We start from the raw sequence: 22,084 nt of genomic DNA, 5'->3' as shown, positions 1-22,084 counted from the left end.
GGCATGGCGCTTTCCGCCGAGCGCCGCAGCGCGCGCATCGCACATCTGGTCGACACCGCGCGGGCGCTGGTGCGTGAAAGTGGCGATGCGGGGTTTTCGATGACGCAATTGGCAACGCGCGCCGGCGTCAGCCCCGCGACTCCGTATAATCTGGCGGGCAGCAAGGGCGAGATCATGCGGCTGGTGGTGCGCCGCGAGTTCGAGGATTTCGACGCCAAGCTCGGCCGCATCCGCCACGCTAGCCCGGTCGCCGCGCTGCTCGATGCGACGGCGCTGGTGGTGACGCATTACAGCGCCGACCCGCAATTCTACCGCGGACTGTTTCGCGCCACGCTGGGCATGGAGGCGTCCGAAATCCACGACCAGATGCTGGCGCAAGGTCGCGCTTTCTGGGCCGGCTTTGTCAGCGACGCGCTGGCGGCGGGCGAGCTCGAGGCGTTTGTCGCGGTGCAGCCGCTGACCGATTTTCTGCTGCGCATCATCGGCGTAACAACCCAGTCATGGCTGGCCGAGAACTGGAGCGGCAACCGCTTTGCGCTTGAGATGGCGCACGGCATCCGACTTGGCGTTGCAGCGGTGGCGGCAGCGCCGGTGCGGCTGCGGCTGGTCGCCGAGATCGCCGAACTTGGCGCACAAATCGAACACGACCTGCTCACCACCCCCATGCAAACGGGCGTCGCTGCCACCCGTTGACGCCTGTGCGGCAATATGACATTTATAGTGTCAATATAACGTCCAAGGGGAAGCTGCGTGAAGGTTGTCAATCAGGTCCATCCGTCCGCCGAGCAGGCGCAGGCATTTTTCGGCGGCACCGAGGACGGCCCGTTCGTCATGGTCAACCTGCTCAAATTCCGCGAGAAAGCCGCGTATGAAGACGGCAGTGATGCCGACCTGACCGGCATGGCCGCCTATCTGCGCTACGGCATGAAGGTCCGCGACATGATCACGGCGGTCGGTGGCACGCCGGGCTATGCCGGACCGGTGACCGCACTGATGCTCGGTGAAGTCGAGGAGCTGTGGGACATGGTGGCGCTCGCTGAATATCCGTCGCTGGCCGCGATGCGCGCGATGGTCACCGACCCTGAATATCAGAAGATTGCGCGCCACCGCGACGCCGGATTGGCGGGCCAGCTCAATATCAAGACGCGCGGCACGCTCGGATGAGCCTGCTGCCCGCATCGACCAACGCCCAGTACCACGGCGCGGCCGTGTCGGCGTGGTTTCTGGCGCTCGCCGCGGTGATGTCGATCATCCCCGGCGCCATCCATTATTTCCTGCCCGACGGCGGCGCCGGCGTGATTGCCGGCATCGACCTCGGGGCTGCCGGCCAGACGATCATTGCGGTTTTTGCCTGGTACGGCGCGATCCAGATCCCGTTCGGGCTACTGCTATTGGCGATTGCGCTGCGCTACCGGCCGCTGGTGCCGCTGGCGCTGCTGATGCTCATCGTCATGGCGGCACTCAGCGCCTGGTCGGATTGGCTTGGCAAAGGCGCGCACGGCAACCACCACCCGCCCGGCCATTATGGCCATATCGTCACGCTGGTGCTGGCGTTGGTGTTTCTGGTTCTGGCGCTGCGTCAGCCGAGCACGCGGTAGGCCGCACCCAGCGCGGCGGCCGCCATGATCGCCAGCGTGACGGCGCGCCACGCCGCTTCGTTGACATGGCCGAACAGCTTGCTGCCGATGGTGTTGCCGAGCGCCAGCGCCGGATAGCAGGACAGCGCCAGCGCCGCGGTCGGCAGCGTGAAGCGCCCCGTCACCAGCGCCGCGAGCGCCACCATCGACGACGACCAGAAAAAGGTGACGATCATCGCGTCGCGCGACGCCGCCGGTGCAATGCCGTGGCGGACGAAATAGAAAATCACCGGCGGCCCCGGCATCGCCGCGAACCCCGCGAGTAGCCCGGTCAGCATGCCGGTGGCGACGCGCGGCAGCACGCCCCCCGGCGGATGCGGCGCCCGCTTGGCGAGCAGCACCGGAAACGAGCCGATGGCGATTCCGGCAATCGCCAGCCGCGCGATGTCGGGCGGCGTCATGGTCAGCAGCCAAAGCCCGAACGGTGCGGCGGTGACAGTGGCGATGAGCAGTGGCCGCATCACCGCCGGATCGACACGCTTGCGCGATGTCGCATAGCCCAGCGGGGCCATCATCAGGCTCGACATGATGCCGACGAGCACCGCCTGCTGCGGCGCGATGATGATGCCGATCAGCGGCACCATGACGATGGCCAGCCCGAACCCGGTCAGCCCGCGCACCACCGACGCGAACAGCACCGCGATCCAGATCAGCAGCACCTGCACCGGCGTCACGCCGAGCCAGGCGCTCGCATTGGCGATGGGCGCGCTCAGGCGAGCAGCGCGGTGACGCCTCGCACGACGATGCGCTGCGCGGTTTCGACATCGCAGCCCTGCAGCCGCCGAAGCCGCACCCAGGCGTCGATGGTGGCGACGAGTTCGACCAGCGCGGCGGTTTCGGGGGTCTTGGTACTTTCGGGCAGGTAGACGGCCTGCTGGCGGCGCAGCATCTGTGCGAAATTGGCGCGCGACCGCCGCAGGCTTTCGGAACTGTGCAGGCGGATGTTACCTGACAGATAATAGTTTGTAATCGCTTCGAAGACCTGCGTGCGCCGCAGCACGAAACCCGTGATGCGATCGGCGAGCGGGCCCTCTGGCGGTAGGTCGGGAAGCCCCGCCAACACGATTTGAGTGATTTTGGCGTTCAACTCGTCGAACAGCGCTTCCATGTCCTCGAAATGCCGGAACACCGTGCGGTAGCCGACGCCGGCGTGCACCGCGACCGCTTCGGCGGTCGGATCGAGCACGCCGCGGCCGACGAGGTCGAGCACCGCCGCGGTGATCTTGGCGCGCGTCTGGACGCTGCGTTCGACACGGCCGTCGGGTTTGGATTCGGCCGGGGCCGCAGGCTGTTTTGACATGGACAATGCATAGAGTGAACGCGGCGGCTGACGCAAGCGCGCGGACGCCCTGCCCTATCCGGCGCGTGCCACCAGCGCGCGCCAGCCGTCTTCATCGATGACGGTGACGCCGAGCGCCTGCGCCTTGGCAAGCTTGCTGCCAGCATCTGTGCCGGCGATGACGAGGTCGGTTTTCGCCGACACCGAGCCCGCGACCTTGGCGCCGAGTGCTTCGGCCTGCGCCTTGGCCTCATCACGACTCATCGAAGTCAGAGCGCCAGTGAAAACGACGGTCTTCCCTTCGACTTCAGACTGTCGAAATATGCGCTCATACCGCTGGACATCTAGCAATTTTGAAATCCGGTCGATTTCATTTTTGTTTGCTATTGAAGTCATATTATCGACCAAGGAATCAGCCGTTGCTGTATGTATCCCCTCGATATCGGTCAAAATTCTCAGTGCATGCTCATCAAGTTCAATAGACCTATTGATATCATTAATATTGTTTGAAAAGACGACCAAAACGTCTCTAATTTTGATGTCGTTTTTCGCACTGTATGAATTTGCGATTAGCGATTGAGATTCCTGCACTGCAATTTTCAAAATTCTAAATGTTTTCTTGGAAACATAGTTTTCAAAATTCCCATCGTTGGATGGAGAAAAATTCGCCGAGAATCTCTTGATCGCACTTTTTAAAGTTGAAGAACTTGGCGAGAAATTCGGTTTTTTGCCCAGTTTGCTTACGATATTTTCTAGAAGTGCCTTTGTGGCAACGGGGCCATTCTTTTCTACATGTTCAAATTCACTAAGGGCGCCCAGCATCCTAGCTTGCGACATCCTGACCGAAAGCCTGAGGTCCAAAACATCAAAATTGATTGGCAGACCCGCCTGTTGCATCTTTTCTGCAAGATTGGACCATATCTCGCGCTTGGCTGCGGCAATGCCGTCACAGACATCTTGCAGCATTTCTAACGTATCAAAATGTGAGCAGATCAATTTTGATCGCTCAGCACCAATCAACCGGAAACCCAACGCCTGCAGCAACCTGTTTACCGGCACCACCATGCGTCCGCGGATTGCGGCAAGGATATTCTCAACCTTTTTTTCTTTGAATCCGGGGATTTGGAGCAACTCAGCCTTGTGCTCACTCAATTCAAATATGTCGGCCAAAGATCTGATAAGCTGTCGACTTATCAAATCCGAAATTGTCTCGGGGCCAAGGTTTTCAATATCCAACCCGCCCTTCCCGCAGAAGTATTCCACCGAGCGCTCGAACTGCGCACTACACGTAAGTCCGCCTGTGCAGCGACGCTTCACAGGGTCACGCGAGGTGGAGCGGAGGCTAAATTCGCGAACAGCAGGTGAGCCGCAAATAGGGCACTCATGCGGAAACTCAAATACAGGCAAGGCGTCATGTTCGGCGGGCGGCGTCACCCAGCCGAGGATTTGCGGGATGACATCGCCGGCGCGCTGGACGCGGACGAGGTCGCCGACGCGCAGCCCCTGGCGGGCGATTTCATCGGCATTGTGCAGCGTCGCGTTGGTGACGATGACGCCGCCGACGCCGACGGGCTCAAGCCGCGCGACCGGCGTCAGTACGCCGGTGCGGCCGACCTGAATATCGATGGCGAGCAGACGCGTGACGGCCTTTTCGGCGGGGAATTTATGCGCGATCGCCCAGCGCGGGCTGCGTGCCACCTGCCCCAGCCGTTCCTGCCAGTCGAGCCGGTCGACCTTGTAGACGACGCCGTCGATATCGAACGGCAGGTCGGCGCGGTCGGTTTCGATGGCGCGGTAGACGCCGAGCGCCGCATCGACGCTGTCGCAGGTCACCAGCCGGTCGCTGACCGGGAAGCCCCAGCGCGCGAACGCCGCCATGACGCCCGCCTGCGTATCGGCGGGCACCGCGCTCAATTCGCCCCAGCCATGCGCGAAAAAGCGCAACGGCCGCGCGCGTGTCACGGCTACATCGAGCTGGCGCAAAGAGCCGGCGGCGGCATTGCGCGGGTTGGCGAAGGGCTTGTCGCCGTTGGCGGCCTGCGTTTCGTTGAGCCTGAGGAAATCGTCCTTGGCCATATAGACCTCGCCGCGCACCTCGACGACATCGGGCGCGTCGGCGGGCAAAGTCTGCGGGATATCGGCGACGGTGCGGAGATTGGCGGTGACGTCCTCGCCGGTGGTGCCGTCACCGCGCGTCGCGCCGCTGACCAGCACGCGGTTTTCGTAGCGCAGGCTCGCCGACAGCCCGTCGATCTTCGGCTCTGCGGTCAAGCGGACGAGCGTCTCGGCATCGAGCAGCAGGAAGCGCCGGACCTTGGTGACGAACGCCGTGACATCATCGTCCTCGAACGCATTGTCGAGGCTGAGCATCGGTCGCGCATGGACAATTTTGCCGAAGCCGCTGGCGGGCGCCGCGCCGACGGTTTCGGACGGGGAATCGGCGCGCTTCAGATGCGGAAACGCCGCTTCGAGTTCGGCATTGCGGCGTACCAGAGCGTCATATTCGGCGTCCGTAATCTCGGGCGCGTCATGCGTGTGATACGCCGCGCCGTGCCGCGCGATTTCGGCCGCCAGTCGCGCCAGTTCGGCGGCCGCTTCGGCCTCGGTCAGTTTCTCATCCATCGGGCGTTGATAGCCGTTGGCGGGCGCGCCGCAAAGCGGTCAGGACGCGCTTACGTCATCGGCTGGCCGCGCCGCATCACCAGCATCTTCTGCGCCATCACCGGCGTTGCCGGCACTGCCTTCATCGTCTTCTTCGGCACGATGACGGTGGCGATGGTGCCCGACTGGTTGCCATCGGGGCCATAGAGCATGAGCGAGAACAGATGCACGCCCGGCGCCCAGTTGGTCGCATCCTTGTCGCCCCAGTCGTGCGGCGTCACCTCGACCGACCAGACATAGTCGCCGACATCGACGACCTTGGTGACAATCGCCGGCATGCTGCCCGGTGTCAGGCAAGTGGCGCTGAAATTATAATACCAGGTGATACCGTCGAGGTCGCCCGACTGGTGGATGCCAATCGGAAAATCGCCCTCGCTGTGTGTCAGTGAAATCAGCGCGCGATACGGCTCGCGCCCCATGACGGTGCCGGCGGCATCGCCGTTCCAGCCGTTGATCCAGAAAGCCATGGCAACTCCCCCTGCCGGTTTCGAGAGCCACAAATTACCGCGATTACGCCGGCGGTGCCAGCCGCGATTCGCCGCACACGTCAGGCCAGCAAGCGGGTCGCCTGTGCGCGCGCTTCGTCGGTGACCTGCGCACCCGACAGCATCCGCGCGATTTCCTCGCGGCGCTCGTCGGCGTCGAGCAGGGTGATGCCGGTGCGCGTGACCGTGCCGGCACTCGATTTGGCGATGCGCCACTGGTGCGCCGAGCGCGCCGCGACTTGCGGGCTGTGCGTGACGACCAGCAACTGTGTGCCAACTGCCAGTCGCGCCAGCCGTTCGCCGATGGCGCTGGCGACGGCACCGCCGACACCGCGGTCGATTTCGTCGAAGATGATGGTGCCGGCGCTGCCGGTTTCGGCGAGCGCGACCTTGAGCGCCAGCACGAAGCGCGACAATTCACCGCCCGAGGCAATCTTGAGCAGCGGCCCGAACGGTGCACCGGGGTTGGTCGACACTTCGAACTCGACCTTGTCGGCACCAGCCGCCGACCAGCCCGATTCGGGCAGTGCCGCCAGCGCGACGCGGAAGCGCGCGGCATCGAGCTTGAGCGGTGCGAGTTCGCCTGCGACCGCCACGTCGAGACGCTTGGCGGCCGCAGCACGCGCTGCCGACAGTTCGGCGGCCGCAGCTTCGAACGCCGACCGTGCTGCCTTGACGGCCTTGGCGGCGCCCGCGACGCCGGCTTCACCCGCCTGCAACGCTGCGGCGCGTGCCGCGAGTTCGTTCGCCAGTTCGGGCAGCGCATCCGCCGCCACGCGGTGCTTGCGCGCCATCGCCCGCAGTTCGAACAACCGCGTTTCGACACTGTCGAGCCGTGCCGGGTCGAACGCCATCGCGCGTGCGGCGGCGGCGAGTGCGTCCTCGGCCTCCCCCGCCTCGTTCAACGCGCGGTCGATTGCCGCGAGCGCATCGGCGAGTTCGCTCCGTTCGGGCGCCAGCCGTTCGAGGCGGCGCGCGACCTGCCGCAGCTTCGCCAGCCCGCCGTCGCTGCCATCGAGCAAGTCGTTGATAGTATTGAGATCGTCCGCCAGTCGCGCGCCTTGCTGCATCGCGGTGCGCTCGGTAGCGAGTGTCTCGTCCTCGCCGGCTTCGGGGGCCAGCGCCTGCAATTCGGCCACCGCATGGTCGAGCCAGTCGCGGTCGCGGGCATCGGCTTCGACTTGTGCGACCAGCGCGTCATAGGCTGCAACGGCGTCGCGCCATGTGGCGTGTGCAACAGCGGTTGCGGCAACCTGCGCGCCGAGTCCGCCGAAACTGTCGAGCAATTTCATGTGGCCACGCGGCTGTAGCAGCCCGCGGTCATCGTGCTGGCCATGGACTTCGACCAGCGTCGCGCCAAGATCGCGCAGCAGCGTTGCGCTCACCGGCTGGTCATTGACCCAGGCGCGGCTGCCGCCATCGGCCTTGAGCTGGCGGCGCAGAATCAGTTCACCGTCATTTTCCAGCCCGTTTTCGACGAGCAACGCGCGGGATGGATGATCGGCGGGAACATCGAAGCTGGCAGTGACACTGGCGGCGGCGGCACCGTGGCGCACCAGCCCGGCATCGCCGCGTGCCCCAAGCGCCAGACCGAGCGCATCGAGCAGGATCGACTTGCCGGCGCCGGTCTCGCCGGTCAGCGCGCTCAGTCCAGGGGAGAATTCAAGCAGCAGTGCCTCGATCAGCACGACCTCGCGGATATCGAGCGCGGTCAGCATGGGCAGCGCACGGCGGTCAGGCGTGCTTCTTGACGACTAGCTTGTGCGCGCGTTCGTACCACTTCGATTCGGGATAGTTGTGGCCGAGCACCGCGGCCGCCTTGACCGCTTCGGTCGGGATGCCGAGCGACAGATAGCTTTCGACGAGCCGGTACAGCGCCTCGGGCGTGTGGCTAGTGGTGTCGTAGTTGTCGACCACCGTGCGGTAGCGGATGATCGCTGCGACATAGAGCGAGGCATTCTGGTAGAATCGCCCGATCTCCATTTCCTTGCCGGCCAGATGGTCGCGCGCCAGGTCGATCTTGAGCCGCGCGTCATCGGCATAGGCGGTGTTGGGATAGCGGCGGATCAGCTCACCCAGTGCATCGAGCGCCTGCTGGGTAATCTTCTGGTCGCGGTCGACCGGCTGGATCTGCTCGTAATAGCTGACGGCGATCATGTAATAGGCGTAAGGCGCTTCCTTGCTGCCCGGGTGCAGCGACAGGAAGCGCTGCGCCGACTGGATCGACTCATTGTATTGCTTGGCCGCGTAATACGAAAACGACGCCATCAACTGCGCACGGCGGGCCCAGACCGAATAAGGATGCTGGCGCTCGACTTCGTCGAACATCTGCGCGGCCTGCTTGTACTGGCCCTTTTGCAGCATGTCGCGCGCGACATTGTACAGTGTCTCGACGTCCATCGCGACGTACGCCGTGTCCTTTTTGGGACCTTTGGCGGCACAGCCCGGCAATACCAGCGCGGCGGCAATTGCGGCAAGGAGGGTCAGGCGGGGTACGCTGGCACGGATCATAGCGGCTTCCTTAGCCCAAGCGATTGCGCGCGCCAAGCATTGCCGCGCGCGGGATGTAGATCGTGTGGCGGGGGCTGTGTGAAGCCGTGGTGAACGGCACAGAGCCACCGGCGGGCAGGCCTGAGGCCTGCACCCGATTTAACAGCGCCAAACAAATGGGTGCAGGGATCACCCCTGCCCGCCGAAGGCCCTGTCAATCTTGCCCCAGTGCCGCTTCGAGTTCGGTTTCGAATGCCGGTGCGGCGAGGTGCAATCGGCCATCGAGCGCTGCGGTCAGGCGCGCGCTGTCGAGTCCGCCTTCCCACTTCGCAACGACGATCGTCGCCACCGCATTGCCGATGAAGTTGGTCAGCGAACGACATTCGCTCATGAAGCGGTCAACGCCGAGGATCAGCGCCATGCCGGCCACCGGCAACGACGGCACGACCTGCAGCGTGGCCGCCAGCGTGATGAAGCCGGCGCCGGTGACGCCAGCAGCGCCTTTGGAGGTCAGCATCGCGACGCCGAGCAGCAGCGCCTGCTCGCCGAAACTGAGGTGGATGTCGCAGGCCTGTGCGATGAACAGCGCCGCGAGCGTCATATAGATGTTGGTGCCATCGAGGTTGAACGAATAGCCCGTCGGCACCACCAGCCCGACGACCGAGGGCCGGCAGCCGGCGGCCTCCATCTTGGTCATCAGCGCCGGCAGCGCCGATTCGGACGACGAGGTGCCAAGCACCAGCAGCAATTCTTCCTTTAGGTAGCGCACCAGCTTGAAGATCGAGAAGCCCGCGGCCCAGCCGACCGCGCCGAGCACGACGAACACGAACAGCAGCGCGGTGATGTAGAAACTGCCGACCAGCAACGCCAGTTTGGCGAGCGCGGCGACACCGAACTTGCCGATGGTGAACGCCATCGCGCCGAACGCGCCGACGGGTGCAGCGCGCATCAATATGGCGACGATGCGGAACACCACCGTCTGCGCGGCATCGAAGATGTGGCGCAGCGGATCGGCGGCCGGGCCGACGAGCGACATGGCGATGCCGGTCAGGATGGCGACGAAAAGCACCTGCAATATCTCGCCGTCGGCCAGCGCGCCGAGGAAGGTCGCGGGGATGATGTTGGTCAGGAAGCCGGTGATCGTGCTGTCATGCGCCTTGGCGACATAGTCGGCGACGGCAGTCGCATCGAGTTCGGCGACGTTGATGTGCAGGCCGGTGCCGGGCTGGACGATGTTGCCGACTGCCAGCCCGAGCAGCAGTGCCAGCGTCGAAAACGTCAGGAAATAGGCGAACGCCTTGCCGACGACGCGCCCGACGCTACCGATTTCGGCCATGTGCGCGATGCCGGTCGCCACCGACAGGAAGATCACCGGCGCGATGATCATCTTGACCAGCTTGATGAACGCGTCGCCGAGCGGCTTCAACGACGCGGCAAACTCCGGTGCGGCAAAGCCCAAAGCAACACCGAGCACAATGGCGACGACGACCTGGAAATACAGCTGGCGGACCAGCGGGGTGCGTGTCTTCGTGGTGGTCATCAGGTCTTGGTCGCCGACAGCACCGACATGCCGACACCGGTCGTGGTGCTGACGATCGGCGCACCGGTGAGCAGCACGGTGGTACCGGGCACGATCTGGCTTTGCAGCGCACTGTAGAACGCTGCGGGCATGTGAACGCGCTGCAGGATGTTCGGATCGACCGGTTGCTGCGCGGCGTTTTCATGCCCCGGCACGTCAGCGAACTGCCAGACCGGACGGCCGCCGGTGTCCGATGCCAGCACCAGCACATTGGTCCCAAAGCCCGGCGGATCGATCGACGCCCTGGCGCGGCCGATTTCGACACCGTTGCGCATCACCACGACGCGGCCGTCGGACTGGCTGACAACAATCGTCAGCGGCCCGACGGGCATTATCTGCGGCGTCCAGCGATAGGCCTCGTCGCTGGCCAGCGGCACGTGCGTTTCGACGGTGCCGCCGACGCCGAGCGGCGCCAGCACGCCGGCGGCCGGATAGGTCGCGACCTGTCCCGCGCGACCGGCGACGATCACCGTCATGCCGGTGGTGGTGATCGCGAACAATTCCTTCGAAAATTCCAGCGGCAAATGGATGCAGCCATGACTTTCGGGATAGCCGGGCAGCCCGCCGGCGTGCAGCGCGACGCCGTCCCAGGTCAGTCGCTCCTGATATTTCATCGGCGCGTTGTTATACAGGCTCGAGTGGTGGTTGGCGTCTTTCTGCAAGATGGTGAACACGCCGGTCGGCGTTTCATGGCCGGGCTTGCCGGTCGATACCGTGGAAACGCCGATACGCACGCCGTTGCGATATACCGTCGCCAACTGACGCGACAGATCGACCATGATGACGATCGGCCCGTCGGGCGCCAGTGTCGGTGCGAACACCCATTGCCCGGGCTTGAGCGTATCGGCGGCCTTGGCGAGATCGAGCGCCGATGACACCGTCGCGCCCTGCCCGAAAGCCGGCGACAGCGGCAGCAACAAGGCTGCGCCCACAACCAGACGGCGATTCAACATCATTGCATGCCCCTCATGCGACCGCGCATGCGGCCCCTTAATGCCCCTTGGCTAAACGCAATCGGTGTGGCTTGCCAAGCCCCTAAACCACCGCGCCGAACAGCCGCCCGATGCCGGCGGTCGCGGCCATCGCCAGCGCGCCCCAGAACGTCACGCGCAACGTCGCGCGCAGCACCGGCGCCCCGCCGGCGCGCGCGCCGATGATGCCGAGCAGCGCCAGAAACAGCAGCGACGCCACTGACACCGCCACCGGCAGCATCGCCACCGGCGCCAGCACGACGACGAGTAGCGGCGCCGCCGCGCCGACGAGGAAACTCGCCGCCGACGCCATCGCCGCCTGTACGGGCCGCGCCGCGCTGGTTTCGGAATGGCCGAGCTCGTCGCGCAGGTGCACTGCAAGCACATCGCCGCGCGACAATTGTTCGGCGACGGTGCGCGCTGTGGCGGGTTCGACGCCGCGCGCCACGTAGATCGCCGTCAGTTCGTCGAGCTCCGCGGCCGGCGACGCCAGTTGCTCGGCGGTTTCGCGGGCGCGCTCGGCGGCCTCGCTGTCGGCCTGCGAGCTGACCGAGACATACTCGCCCGCCGCCATCGACATCGCACCCGCGACCAGTCCGGCGACACCGGCGACGAGCACCGCCTGGCGGTCGGCACCGCTGGCGGCGACGCCGACAATCAGGCTAGCGGTCGAAACGATGCCGTCATTGGCGCCGAGCACCGCGGCGCGCAGCCAGGCGGTGCGATCGACAAGGTGGCGTTCAAAGTGACGTGCCATGGTTGGGCCTCCTGCCGGTTTGATTCAGCATCGCACAAAGCTGCAGCCCGACGCCAGCATCACCGGCGCGGCGCGCGAAAGCCGATGTCGCGGATGTGCTGCCACGGCCCGCCGAGGTAGCGCCACAGCGTCACGCCCGTTACCTGCACGCGCCACGGCATGAAGTCGGCCGCCAGCAGTTGCAGCGTTGCTGCCGCGGTCGCCGCGCTGACCTTGTTCTGCACCGTCACATGCGGGCGCAGCCGGCCATGGTCTTGTGCGATCGTCAACCCTGCCCAATGCGCGGCGAGGTCAGCGTGGAGCGTGGTCAGTTCGGGGCAACGCAGGTCGAATGCCACGCCGTTGCCGAGCGACCGTGGCGGTGCGACGTCGGCCATGAGCACCGGCTGCGCGCGCGCTACTGCCAGCAAATGCGCGACGACGGCATCGAGCGTACTACCCGGCAATTGGTGGAACAGCGTGACGTGCGCCGGCACGATGTTGCGTTCGGGCGGGAAATGGGCGCGGCGCAGTGCCTCGAAGCGCGCCGCCGCAGTGCGGTCGAGCTGCGCGGTCAGGATCAGCGGGCGGTGGTCGGTGGCGCTTGGCGTGGCTGTGTCGGTCATGGCGTCAGCCTAGCATTCGCGGGCCGGCTTCCCTATCACAAGCTATGTCCGTTGCCGCGCGTTTCCGTTCGACCGACCCGATGCCCGCCTGGGCCGGTTTGACGCTGTGGTCGGCGCTGGCGCTGTGGCTGGCGGTGCTGGCGCTGATGTCGCCGGTCAGCCACGACGAAAACCAGTATGTCGCCGCTGTCTGGCTGGCGCAGCACAGCCTGCCGTTCATCGACTTTCTCTATCTGCAGACGCCGTTACAGCCGTTGTTGTTCAACGTGCTGGTCGGCCACCCCGGCCAGGATTTCATCGTGCTGCGGCTGGCCAATGCGGTGTGTGGCCTGCTTGTGCTGATGCTGGTTCATGCGACGCAGCGCCGTTTGGATGTGCCCGACCGTACAGCGTGGGTGGCGACGCTGGCGCTGGCCGGCTGCACCAGTTTCCTGTTCGATGTCAGCGTCGCGCGCAATGATGTGCTGCCGGCGTTGTTGCTCGCCGCCGCGACATGGTTGATTGTCGATGCCCGCACCCCGCTGCGCTGGGCAGCGGTCGGCGTGGCGCTCGGGCTTGCGGCATCATCCAAAATCTCGTTCGGCTTTGCAGGTGCGACGGTCGGTGGCTGGCTACTATTTGAAACGCTGGTGCGGCGGCGGCGCTGGAGTGAATTTCTCGGCTACGGCGTCGGTGGCATCGCCGGGCTGCTGCCGGCGCTGTATTTCTGGCACGCCGCACCTGCAGCCTTCATGTTCGGCGTCATGACCTTCGGTACCGAAGGCGTGTTCGACTGGTACCGCCAGAACGGCCTCGACGGGCGGCTGACACAGGCCGCCAAACTGTGGCAGGCGCCTTGGTATCTGGCGCAGGGGCCGGCGCTGGCGGCGTTGCTGCTGCTGGTGTGGCGGCGCCGGACACTGCCCAAGCGCGCCGCGCCGATTGCCATGCTGCTGATCGGCGGCATCATCGGCGCACTCGCCCCAACGCCGATCTGGAAGCAGTATTTTATGCCGGCGCTGATCCCGCTGTTCGTGCTGACCGGCTTGGTGCTGGCGGGCCTGCCGGCGCCGCACGCGCGCCGCGCCAAGTGGCTGTTACTGGCGATGGCTGCGGTGGCCACCATCGGCTTTGCCGTATCCGCGATCATCGACATCCGGCGCACCGGCGCGCCCGCAGCGCTGCGCACCACGGCCGAGGCGCAGTGGATCGGCCAATCCCTGCGCGCCGCCGGCTACAGCCCCGCCGACGGCAAGATCGCCAGCTTCACGCCGCTAGTGGTCATCGACAGCGGTTTCGATCTCGATCCGCGCTTTGCCACCGGCGTCTTCGTGTTCCGCAGCGGCAACCTGCGCAGTGACGCCGAACTGGCTGCATTCCATGCCATCAGCTCGCGGACGCTCGACGCGGCCTTCGCCGCCGCACCGCCACTCGCGATTGTCACCGGCTATGAACATCGCTCGCCGATAAATCGCCAGCGCTTCCCCGACGAAGCCCTCAACGACTGGGCGGCGCGTCACGGCTACCGTCAGCTGCAAAGCCCCGTCGACAGCGCCGTGCTGTGGCTGCGGCCAGCGCCGCAATGAAGCGCCTGGCAACCCTGCTCGCGCTCGTCGCGGTTTTGTCTGCCGCACCGGCATCGGCGTGGGGCGACTATGCCCACCGCCTCACCGGCCGCATCGCCGACAATGAACTGACGCCCGCCGCACGCGCCGAACTCGCCCGGCTGCTGGCGCAGAACGCGCAGCTCGGCACCCCCGATTGCCCGATTCGCAGCCTTGCGGATGCGGCAAGCTGGCCCGACTGCGTACGCGGGCTCGGCGACCGCTACGCCTATGCGGCGAAATGGCATTACCAGAATATTCCGCGTTGCCAGCCGTTCGACATCACCAGCGGTTGCGCCGGCGGCAATTGCCTGACCGTGCAGCTCGACCGGCAGATTGCGGTGCTTGCAGACCGCCAGCAGTCCCCGCGCAAACGCCTCGAAGCGCTGGGCTTCGTCGCACATCTCGTCGGCGATCTGCACCAGCCGCTGCATGTCAGCGACAGCGGCGACCGCGGCGGCAACGACGTGAAGGTGCGCTACGGCTATGACCCCGACGCGCCGCTCAACCTGCACCGCATCTGGGACCGCGAACTCACCGAGCGCGCACTCACCGCGCCGCCGGTGGTCACCCCGCAAGCGATCAACGCCGCACAGCGCATGCGCTGGCAACAGGGCAGCATCGCCGACTGGGTACAGGCAAGCTGGGCCTTGTCTTCAACCATGGTCTACGGCAAGTTACCGGCCTTGGCGGGCGCTTGCTCAACGCCACCAGCGCGTCCGGTCGTCGTCGAAGATGGATACTATCGGGCGAATGAAACGTTGATACGCGCACAGGTCGAACGGGCCGGTGTCCGGCTGGGCGTCGTGCTCAACCAGGCGCTGGGCCAGAAGCCGGAATAGCTGAGGGATTTCACATGCGACTCGACGACCAGCGCGAAAGCACCAACATCGAGGACCGCCGCGGCGATGGCGGCGGCTTCGGCGGTCTGGGTGGCGGCGGTGGCGGTGGCGGACTGCGCCTCGGCGGCGGCCGCATGGGGCTCGGCGGGCTGCTGGTGGTGGTCGTTATCGCACTGATTTTCGGCATCAACCCGCTCAGCTTGCTAGGTGGCGGCGGCGGTGGCCCGCAGGAACAGATCGGCCAGCCGCAGTCGCAGCTTGCCCCGTCCGCCGGCGCTCCTGCGCCCGGCGATGCCAGCGGCAAGTTCGTGGCGAAAGTCCTCGGCTCGACCGAGGACACCTGGGGCCAGATTTTTCCGCAGCAGGTCGGCAAACCCTATACGCCGCCGACGCTGGTGATGTTCTCCGGCGCCGTATCGTCGGCGTGCGGCCGCGCGACCTCGGCATCGGGGCCGTTCTATTGCCCCGCCGACCGCAAGGTCTATCTCGACACCAGCTTCTTCAACGAACTGGCGCAGCGCTTCGGCGCCCCCGGTGACTTCGCGCAAGCCTATGTCATCGCGCATGAAATCGGCCATCACGTGCAGACGCTGCTCGGCATCAGCGACCAGGTCCGGCGCGCACAGGAACGCGCCAGCGAGAAAGACGCCAACGCGCTGTCGGTACGCATGGAGCTGCAGGCCGATTGCCTCGCCGGCGTCTGGGGCAAGGCCAACATCGCCAAGCTCGACCCCGGCGATATCGAGGAAGCGCTGACCGCCGCCACCGCCATTGGCGACGACCGGCTGCAGCGCCAGTCGCGCGGCATGGTGGTGCCCGACAGCTTCACCCACGGCACCAGCGAACAACGTGTCCGCTGGTTCAAGATCGGCATGGCGAACGGTCAGATCGCCGATTGCGACACATTCAGCGCGCGGGCGCTTTAAGGGCCTCCGGCGGGCAGGGCCTCGGGCCCTGCACCCTATTATTGGGTGCAGGGGTCACCCCTGCCCGCCCGAGGCTCTTATCTGCCCTTCCAAAAGCTGAACACCTCGGCATGGCGCGCCCGAATAAACGCCGCCGCCGTCGGCCCGTTCCATAGCCCGGCATAGTCGCTGCCGCGCGCCAGTTCGGCCACCCACCAGCCCTGCCCCGGCAGGCCGTCCGACGCACGCACCACCAGCACCGCGAGTTCGGGGCGGCCGGCACCGCGTTCTAGTGCATCGACATCGCCGAGCAGCGCGCACAGCGCGCGCATCTTGGGGCGGGTGAACGCGAAGCCGAAGGCGTTCAGCACCTCGGCATAGGTGACAGGCATCGCGTCGCGCGCTGCCGCGTGCAGCAGTGCTGCCAGTTCGTCGATTGCGATCAATGCGCCTCGGCGCCGCGCCGCGGCATGAAGTGCAGCGCAGCGACGATGATCGCGCCCAGCGCCAGGCCGAAAATACCGGCACCCGTGGCGCCGACCAGCCATTCGACCGCTGCACCGGCGAACGGCATCGCGGTGCCTGCCGCGGCCGCGAGCGCGTGGATGCTGTGCGCGGGTTCGGCGAAGCCCGACGTTTCCATGCCGTGGAGCACGATGCCGCCACCGACCCACAGCATCGCGGCCGTACCGACGGCGGCGAGCACGCGCAGCGACCGTGGCATGAACCGCACCAGCGCGCGGCCAAGCACGCGGCCCGGCGCAGCAGCGCGGCCTTCGCGTTTGGCGAGCGCCAGGCCGACATCATCGGCCTTCACGATCAGCGCGACGGCGCCGTAAACCAGCACGGTAATGCCGACGCCGACGACTGCCAGCACCACGGCGCGTTCGACAAAGTTGCGGTCGGCGACGCTCGCCAGCGTGATCGCCATGATTTCGGCCGACAGGATCAGGTCGGTGCGGATCGCGCCCTTGACCATGTCGTTTTCCATGACATCGGCATCGAACTCGAGTTCATCGCCGGGTGCCAGCTCCTCGGGATCATGCGGGAACCACGCCTCGTAGAGCTTTTCAGCGCCCTCATACGCCAGATAGGCACCGCCGAGCATCAGCAGCGGCGTGATTGCCCATGGCGCCAGCGAACTCAGCGCCATGGCGCCGGGCAGCAGATAGAGCAATTTGTTGCGGACGCTACCCACCGCGATCTTGGCGACAATCGGCAATTCGCGCGCCGGACTGAACCCGGTGACGTAGCGCGGCGTCACCGCGGTATCATCGATGACGACGCCCGCCGCCTTGGCGCTGGCCTTCGCCGCGGCGGCCGCGGTGTCATCGAGCGACGCCGCCGCAACCTTGGCGATCGCGGCAATATCGTCGAGCAGGGCAATCAATCCGGTGGCCATGCCGTCAAATGGCAGCGATGGCGGGGATATTGCAAAGCAATTTTCTTGGGTCGGCGGTATCGCGGCTTTGACATGCGCGGCCTTCGTGCGACGTTGGCGCCATGACCGCGCCCTTTGCCAGCCCCGGACTTCATGATGCGCTCATCCTGCTCGCAGCGGCGGGGCTGGTCATACCGGCGTTCGCGACACTGCGCATCAGCCCGGTCATCGGCTTCATTCTGGTCGGCATTGTGGTTGGTCCGCACGGCATCGGCGGCGCGAGCGAACTGCCCGGCTGGCTGCGCGAGCTGGCGATTACCGACCCGCACGCGCTCGAGCCGCTCGCCGAAATCGGCGTCGCGATGCTGCTGTTCGCGCTCGGGCTCGAGCTTTCGACCGAGCGGCTGCGAACGCTGCGGCGTTACCTGCTGACGCTCGGCCTGCCGCAGTTGCTGCTGTGCGCGGCGGCGCTGCTGGCGGTCTTGCTGGTTGCCGGCATTGCGCCGGTTTCAGCGGCTTCGCTGGCGTTTGCGCTGGCGCTGTCTTCGACTGCAGTGGGGCTGCAGTTGCTGATGTCGCAGGGACGGCTCGACAGCCACGCCGGGCGCGACGCCTTTGCGATGTTGCTGTTTCAGGACATCGCCATCGCGCCGATCCTGCTGCTAATTGCCGCAAGCTCGGCGCCCGACGGCTTCGGTTTAACGCTGCTGCGCGGCGTGCTGGCGATTGCCGCGATTGTCATCGTCGGCAAATTCGCGCTGCGCCCGCTGTTCCTGCAAGCGGCACGCACGCGCAGCCACGAACTGTTTCTGGCCGCCGCGCTGGTGGTCATCATCGGCGCCGCAGCGGTGACCGCCAGCGTCGGGCTGTCGCCGGTCATTGGTGCACTCGCGGCCGGCATCATGCTGGCGGAGACCGAATACCGCCGCCAGATCGAAGCGACGATTGCGCCGTTCCAGGGCCTGCTGCTCGGGCTGTTCCTCGTCTACACCGGCATGCGGCTCGACCTTGGCGCGATAGCCGCGCAGCCGTGGCTGGTGCTTGGCGCGGTGGCCGCCGTTGTCGGGGTCAAGGTGCTGGTCATCGCGGCTTGGCTGAAACTGCGCGGTCGCAGCAACGGTGTCGCCGCGCACGTCGCGCTGCTGCTCGCGGCGCCGTCCGAAACCGGGCTGGTTGTGCTGGCGGCGGCGGTTGCGGCGGGCGCGATTGCCGGGCCGCTGGTCGAACTGGCGCTGCTGGTGATTGCTTTGGGGCTGGCTTTGGCGCCGCTGCTGGGTCTGGCGGGTGGCCGTATCGAGGCCTGGCTCGCCGGCATGCACGCCATCGAGGCACCGCTGCCGGTCGAGCCGACGCGGACTATCCTGATCGGCTTCGGGCGCGTCGGGCAGATGGTCGCCGACATGCTCGACCGCCACAACCGGCCCTGGCTCGCGGTGGAGAGCGACCCCGATGCGGTCGTCAAGCAACGCGCGCTTGGGCGGCCGGTCATCTACGGTGATGCGCGCCGCCATGAGCTGCTCGAACGGCTCGATCTCGACCGCGCGGCGGCGGTGGTGCTGACCATCCATGCGACCGAAAGCCTCGATGTGTTGGCGCGCGCCATCCGCCGTGACCATCCCAATCTGTGCCTGATTGCGCGCGCGCGTGATGCCGAACATGCGGCGCGGCTCTACAGGATCGGCGTCACCGACGCAGTGCCCGAAACCATCGAGGCGAGCTTGCAGCTTGCCGAAGCCGTGCTGGTCGACCTCGGCGTGCCGATGGGTCCGGTGATCGCGTCGATCCACGAAAAGCGCGCCGAGCTGCGCGCCGAAATCGAACAGCCGGACGATCGCCCGACTTTGGGACGCCGCCGGCTCCGCGACGTTTAGGCGAGCGCTGCCGCGACGGCGGCGCGTACCGCGGCCACCGCATCGGCGGCCTTGCTGCCATCGGGGCCGCCGGCCTGTGCCATGTCGGGCCGACCACCGCCACCGGTGCCGCCGAGCGCTTCCGCGGCAACCTTGACGAGATCGACCGCGCTGACGCGTGCCGTCAGGTCGGCCGTCACACCGGTGGCGACGCTGGCGCGACCTTCATTGACCGCGACAACCACCGCGACGCCGCTGTTCAGCGACTTCTTGGCGTCATCGATCAGCCCGCGCAGGTTCTTGGCGTCGAGCCCGTCGATGACCTGGCCGACAAAGCCGACGCCGGCGACGGTTTCGTTGGCAGCCGCCTCGCTTTTGCTGCCGCCGCCGAGTGCCAGTGCGCGCTTGGCGTCGGCGAGCTCGCGCTCCAGACGTCGGCGATCATCGACGAGTGCGGCAACGCGCGTCGCGACTTCATCGGGACGGACCTTGAGTGCGGCCGCGGCAGCGCGCAGCCGGTCTTCCTGTTCGACGAGGTAAAGCCGCGCGGCATCGGCGGTGAGCGCTTCGATACGGCGGACGCCGGCCGAAACCGCGCCTTCGCCGACGATCTTGAGCAGCGCAATATCGCCGAGCGCGTTGACGTGGGTGCCGCCGCAGAGTTCGGTCGAGTAGCTGGTGTCGCCGGCCTTGCCCATCGACAGCACGCGGACTTCGTCGCCGTATTTTTCGCCGAACAGCGCCATGGCGCCGGCCTCTATGGCAGCGTCGGGGGTCATCAGCCGGGTCGAGACCGCGGCGTTGGCGCGGATCTGCGCGTTGACTTCGGCTTCGATCGCCGTGATTTCGGCGGGCGACAGCGCCTTTTGATGGCTGAAGTCGAAGCGCAACCGGTCTTCGGCGACAAGCGAACCCTTTTGCGTGACGTGGCCGCCGAGATGGTTGCGCAGCGCCGCATGCAACAGATGCGTTGCGCTGTGGTTGGCGCGGATGCGCGAACGGCGCGCGCTGTCGACGATAAGGTCGACGCTGTCGCCCACGGCGATGCTGCCGGCATCGACCATGGCATGATGGACGTGGAGCTTGCCGAGCGGCTTCGACGTGTCGCTAACCGTGGCCCGCATGGTGCCGGCCTCGATGCGGCCGGCATCGCCCGCCTGTCCGCCCGATTCGCCGTAGAACGGCGTCTGGTTGGTGACGATCGCGACCTTGGTACCGGCGTCGGCACGGTCGACGCGCGCGCCATCGACGATCAGCGCCAACACCTGGCCCTGCGCGGCTTCGCTGGCGTAGCCGAGGAATTCGGTCGGGCCGGTTTCCTCGACGATGTCGAACCATACACTGTCGGCGGCGGCCTGCCCCGAACCGCCCCAGGCGGCGCGCGCGGCGCGCTTTTGCTCGGCCATAGCCGCGTCAAAGCCGGCACGGTCGACGCCGATGCCGTGGGCGCGCAGCGCGTCCTCGGTCAGGTCATAGGGGAAGCCAAAGGTGTCGTAGAGCTTGAACGCGACGGCGCCCGCGAGCGTGTCGCCCGCTTTGAGCTTGGCGGTGGCTTCGTCGAGCAAACGAAGCCCGTTCGCCAGCGTCTGGCGGAAGCGAGTTTCCTCGAGCTTGAGCGTTTCCTCGATCAGCGACTGGGCGCGCACCAGTTCGGGATAGGCGGCACCCATTTCGCGGACCAGCGCCGGGACAAGGCGATACATCAACGGTTCGGTGGTGCCGAGCAGGTGCGCATGGCGCATTGCGCGGCGCATGATGCGGCGCAGGACATAGCCGCGGCCGTCACCGGCGGGCAGCACGCCATCTGCGATCAGGAAGCCGCTGGCGCGCAGATGGTCGGCGATGATGCGGTGCGAGGCCTGGTTGGCGCCGGTGGTCGCGGTGCCGCTGATTTCACCCGAAGCGGCGATCAGCGCCTTGAAGGTGTCGGTGTCGTAATTGTCGTGGACGCCCTGCAGCACCGCGGCGATGCGTTCGAGCCCCATGCCGGTGTCGATCGACGGCTTGGGCAATTCGAGCCGCGTGTTCGCATCCACCTGCTCATACTGCATGAACACCAGGTTCCAGATTTCGACGAAACGGTCGCCGTCTTCATCGGGCGAGCCCGGCGGGCCACCTGGGATGTGCGCGCCATGGTCAAAGAAGATTTCCGAGCACGGGCCGCACGGGCCAGTGTCGCCCATCGACCAGAAATTGTCGTTGGTGGCGATGCGGATGATGCGCTCGTCGGGCAGGCCGGCGATTTCTTTCCACAGCGCATGCGCCTCGTCATCGGTGTGGTAGACGGTGACGGTCAGCCGGTCAGGGTCAAGGCCCCAGACCTTTGTGAGAAGTGTCCAGGCGTGGTGGATGGCGTCGCGCTTGAAATAGTCGCCGAACGAGAAATTGCCGAGCATTTCGAAAAAGGTGTGGTGGCGCGCGGTGTAGCCGACATTGTCGAGGTCGTTGTGCTTGCCGCCGGCGCGCACGCACTTCTGCGACGAGGTCGCGGTGACATAGGGGCGCGTTTCAAGGCCGGTGAAAACGTTCTTGAACGGCACCATGCCGGCGTTGACGAACATCAATGTCGGGTCGTTCTGCGGCACCAGCGGCGCCGAAGCGACAATCTTGTGGCCGACATTGCCGAAATATTCGAGAAACGACCGGCGGATCTCATTGGTGGACGTCACTCGAAAAACTCCCGTTTGCTGCAACGCACGCAGCCTTGCCCGTTGATGCACTTAGACTAAAACGCGCTGGATTGAACCCTTGACGGTNACGCACGCAGCCTTGCCCGTTGATGCACTTAGACTAAAACGCGCTGGATTGAACCCTTGACGGTGGAAGAGCCTCCGGCGGGCAGGCCTGAGGCCTGCACCCATGAGTCTGGGAATGGGCATCAAATCCATCGCTGGATGTGATGCACTGGCCCAAAACAATTGGGTGCAGGCCTCAGGCCTGCCCGCCGGAGGCCCTTTAACTGCAAGGACTCTAAACCAGCTTTACCCGTATCTAGGCGTTCGCGGCCAAGGTGAAAAGACCGGCGCCTGCAAGTACATCGCGCCAAAGCCAAAGGCCCG

Annotated in this window: 20 protein-coding genes; 7 read left to right on the top strand and 13 right to left on the bottom strand. The window is 65.9% G+C overall.

Annotation, left to right across the window (positions count from 1 at the left end; translation table 11 throughout):
* The first annotated feature begins 3 nt into the window (after positions 1-3).
* Genes EUV02_RS11520 through EUV02_RS11510 form a run of 3 tightly spaced genes read left to right on the top strand, consistent with a single transcriptional unit; the run spans position 4 to position 1,598 of the window.
* A complete protein-coding gene (locus EUV02_RS11520; protein ID WP_135246356.1) occupies positions 4-693 on the top strand; it encodes a TetR/AcrR family transcriptional regulator in 690 nt (229 codons plus the stop codon).
* Between the two features lie 57 nt (positions 694-750).
* Complete coding sequence (locus EUV02_RS11515; protein WP_135246355.1) at positions 751-1,164, top strand: DUF1330 domain-containing protein; 414 nt, start codon at positions 751-753, stop codon at positions 1,162-1,164.
* Positions 1,161-1,598 (top strand): hypothetical protein, encoded by a 438-nt coding sequence (locus EUV02_RS11510; protein ID WP_135246354.1) that lies wholly within the window; start codon positions 1,161-1,163, stop codon positions 1,596-1,598. The genes EUV02_RS11515 and EUV02_RS11510 overlap by 4 nt, the downstream gene beginning before the upstream one ends.
* Here EUV02_RS11510 and EUV02_RS11505 read toward each other — a convergent pair.
* The 10 genes from EUV02_RS11505 to EUV02_RS11460 all read right to left on the bottom strand — a co-directional run bounded on the left by EUV02_RS11505 (position 1,580) and on the right by EUV02_RS11460 (position 12,464).
* On the bottom strand, positions 1,580-2,311 hold the full coding sequence (locus EUV02_RS11505) for a sulfite exporter TauE/SafE family protein (protein ID WP_166430606.1): 732 nt from the start codon (positions 2,309-2,311) through the stop codon (positions 1,580-1,582). The two genes, EUV02_RS11510 and EUV02_RS11505, sit on opposite strands and share 19 nt — an antisense overlap.
* A gap of 35 nt (positions 2,312-2,346) precedes the next feature.
* The gene (locus EUV02_RS11500; protein WP_135246352.1) at positions 2,347-2,937 is read right to left on the bottom strand and encodes a TetR/AcrR family transcriptional regulator; all 591 of its coding nucleotides are present in this window, start codon (positions 2,935-2,937) and stop codon (positions 2,347-2,349) included.
* Positions 2,938-2,991: 54 nt separating this feature from the next.
* Positions 2,992-5,538, bottom strand: coding sequence for an NAD-dependent DNA ligase LigA (ligA, locus tag EUV02_RS11495; protein WP_135246351.1), 2,547 nt, complete (start codon positions 5,536-5,538; stop codon positions 2,992-2,994).
* A gap of 50 nt (positions 5,539-5,588) precedes the next feature.
* The gene (locus tag EUV02_RS11490) at positions 5,589-6,044 is read right to left on the bottom strand and encodes a hypothetical protein (RefSeq protein WP_135246350.1); all 456 of its coding nucleotides are present in this window, start codon (positions 6,042-6,044) and stop codon (positions 5,589-5,591) included.
* Positions 6,045-6,124: 80 nt separating this feature from the next.
* On the bottom strand, positions 6,125-7,780 hold the full coding sequence (gene recN / locus EUV02_RS11485) for a DNA repair protein RecN (RefSeq protein WP_135246349.1): 1,656 nt from the start codon (positions 7,778-7,780) through the stop codon (positions 6,125-6,127).
* A 16-nt stretch (positions 7,781-7,796) separates the two neighbouring features.
* Positions 7,797-8,573, bottom strand: a complete 777-nt coding sequence (locus tag EUV02_RS11480; protein ID WP_135246348.1) for an outer membrane protein assembly factor BamD — start codon at positions 8,571-8,573, stop codon at positions 7,797-7,799.
* A 193-nt stretch (positions 8,574-8,766) separates the two neighbouring features.
* On the bottom strand, positions 8,767-10,092 hold the full coding sequence (dctA, locus tag EUV02_RS11475) for a C4-dicarboxylate transporter DctA (protein ID WP_135246347.1): 1,326 nt from the start codon (positions 10,090-10,092) through the stop codon (positions 8,767-8,769).
* A complete protein-coding gene (locus tag EUV02_RS11470) occupies positions 10,092-11,087 on the bottom strand; it encodes a L,D-transpeptidase family protein (protein ID WP_135246346.1) in 996 nt (331 codons plus the stop codon). The genes dctA and EUV02_RS11470 overlap by 1 nt, the downstream gene beginning before the upstream one ends.
* A gap of 79 nt (positions 11,088-11,166) precedes the next feature.
* Positions 11,167-11,859, bottom strand: coding sequence for a VIT1/CCC1 transporter family protein (locus EUV02_RS11465; protein WP_135246345.1), 693 nt, complete (start codon positions 11,857-11,859; stop codon positions 11,167-11,169).
* Between the two features lie 59 nt (positions 11,860-11,918).
* The gene (locus EUV02_RS11460) at positions 11,919-12,464 is read right to left on the bottom strand and encodes a 2'-5' RNA ligase family protein (RefSeq protein ID WP_135246344.1); all 546 of its coding nucleotides are present in this window, start codon (positions 12,462-12,464) and stop codon (positions 11,919-11,921) included.
* A gap of 44 nt (positions 12,465-12,508) precedes the next feature.
* Between EUV02_RS11460 and EUV02_RS11455 the strand changes: the two genes are divergently transcribed.
* The 3 genes from EUV02_RS11455 to ypfJ are packed head-to-tail and all read left to right on the top strand — an operon-like array spanning position 12,509 to position 15,815.
* The gene (locus tag EUV02_RS11455; protein ID WP_135246343.1) at positions 12,509-14,029 is read left to right on the top strand and encodes a glycosyltransferase 87 family protein; all 1,521 of its coding nucleotides are present in this window, start codon (positions 12,509-12,511) and stop codon (positions 14,027-14,029) included.
* A complete protein-coding gene (locus EUV02_RS11450; RefSeq protein ID WP_135246342.1) occupies positions 14,026-14,889 on the top strand; it encodes a S1/P1 nuclease in 864 nt (287 codons plus the stop codon). Before EUV02_RS11455 ends, EUV02_RS11450 begins: the two co-directional genes overlap by 4 nt.
* 14 nt (positions 14,890-14,903) lie before the next feature.
* Positions 14,904-15,815, top strand: coding sequence for a KPN_02809 family neutral zinc metallopeptidase (gene ypfJ, locus EUV02_RS11445; protein ID WP_135246341.1), 912 nt, complete (start codon positions 14,904-14,906; stop codon positions 15,813-15,815).
* 77 nt (positions 15,816-15,892) lie between these two features.
* Here the strand turns inward: ypfJ and EUV02_RS11440 are convergent, their stop codons facing one another.
* Together EUV02_RS11440 and EUV02_RS11435 are read right to left on the bottom strand one after the other, a co-directional pair.
* Positions 15,893-16,240 (bottom strand): ribose-phosphate pyrophosphokinase, encoded by a 348-nt coding sequence (locus EUV02_RS11440; RefSeq protein ID WP_135246340.1) that lies wholly within the window; start codon positions 16,238-16,240, stop codon positions 15,893-15,895.
* Entirely contained in the window at positions 16,237-17,196 is a 960-nt protein-coding gene (locus EUV02_RS11435; RefSeq protein WP_135246339.1) for a DUF808 domain-containing protein, read from the bottom strand. The genes EUV02_RS11440 and EUV02_RS11435 overlap by 4 nt, the downstream gene beginning before the upstream one ends.
* Positions 17,197-17,297: 101 nt before the next feature.
* Here EUV02_RS11435 and EUV02_RS11430 point away from each other — a divergent pair, with 101 nt between their 5' ends.
* Positions 17,298-19,046, top strand: coding sequence for a cation:proton antiporter domain-containing protein (locus EUV02_RS11430; RefSeq protein ID WP_135246338.1), 1,749 nt, complete (start codon positions 17,298-17,300; stop codon positions 19,044-19,046).
* On the opposite strand, the gene alaS is transcribed toward EUV02_RS11430, so the two are convergent.
* On the bottom strand, positions 19,043-21,694 hold the full coding sequence (alaS, locus tag EUV02_RS11425; RefSeq protein WP_135246337.1) for an alanine--tRNA ligase: 2,652 nt from the start codon (positions 21,692-21,694) through the stop codon (positions 19,043-19,045). The two genes, EUV02_RS11430 and alaS, sit on opposite strands and share 4 nt — an antisense overlap.
* Positions 21,695-22,084: the final 390 nt, after the last annotated feature.

It is taken from the genome of Glacieibacterium arshaanense (genome assembly GCF_004681125.1).
GTDB lineage: Bacteria > Pseudomonadota > Alphaproteobacteria > Sphingomonadales > Sphingomonadaceae > Polymorphobacter_A > Polymorphobacter_A arshaanense.
This window is presented reverse-complemented; position numbering and strand designations above follow the sequence as displayed.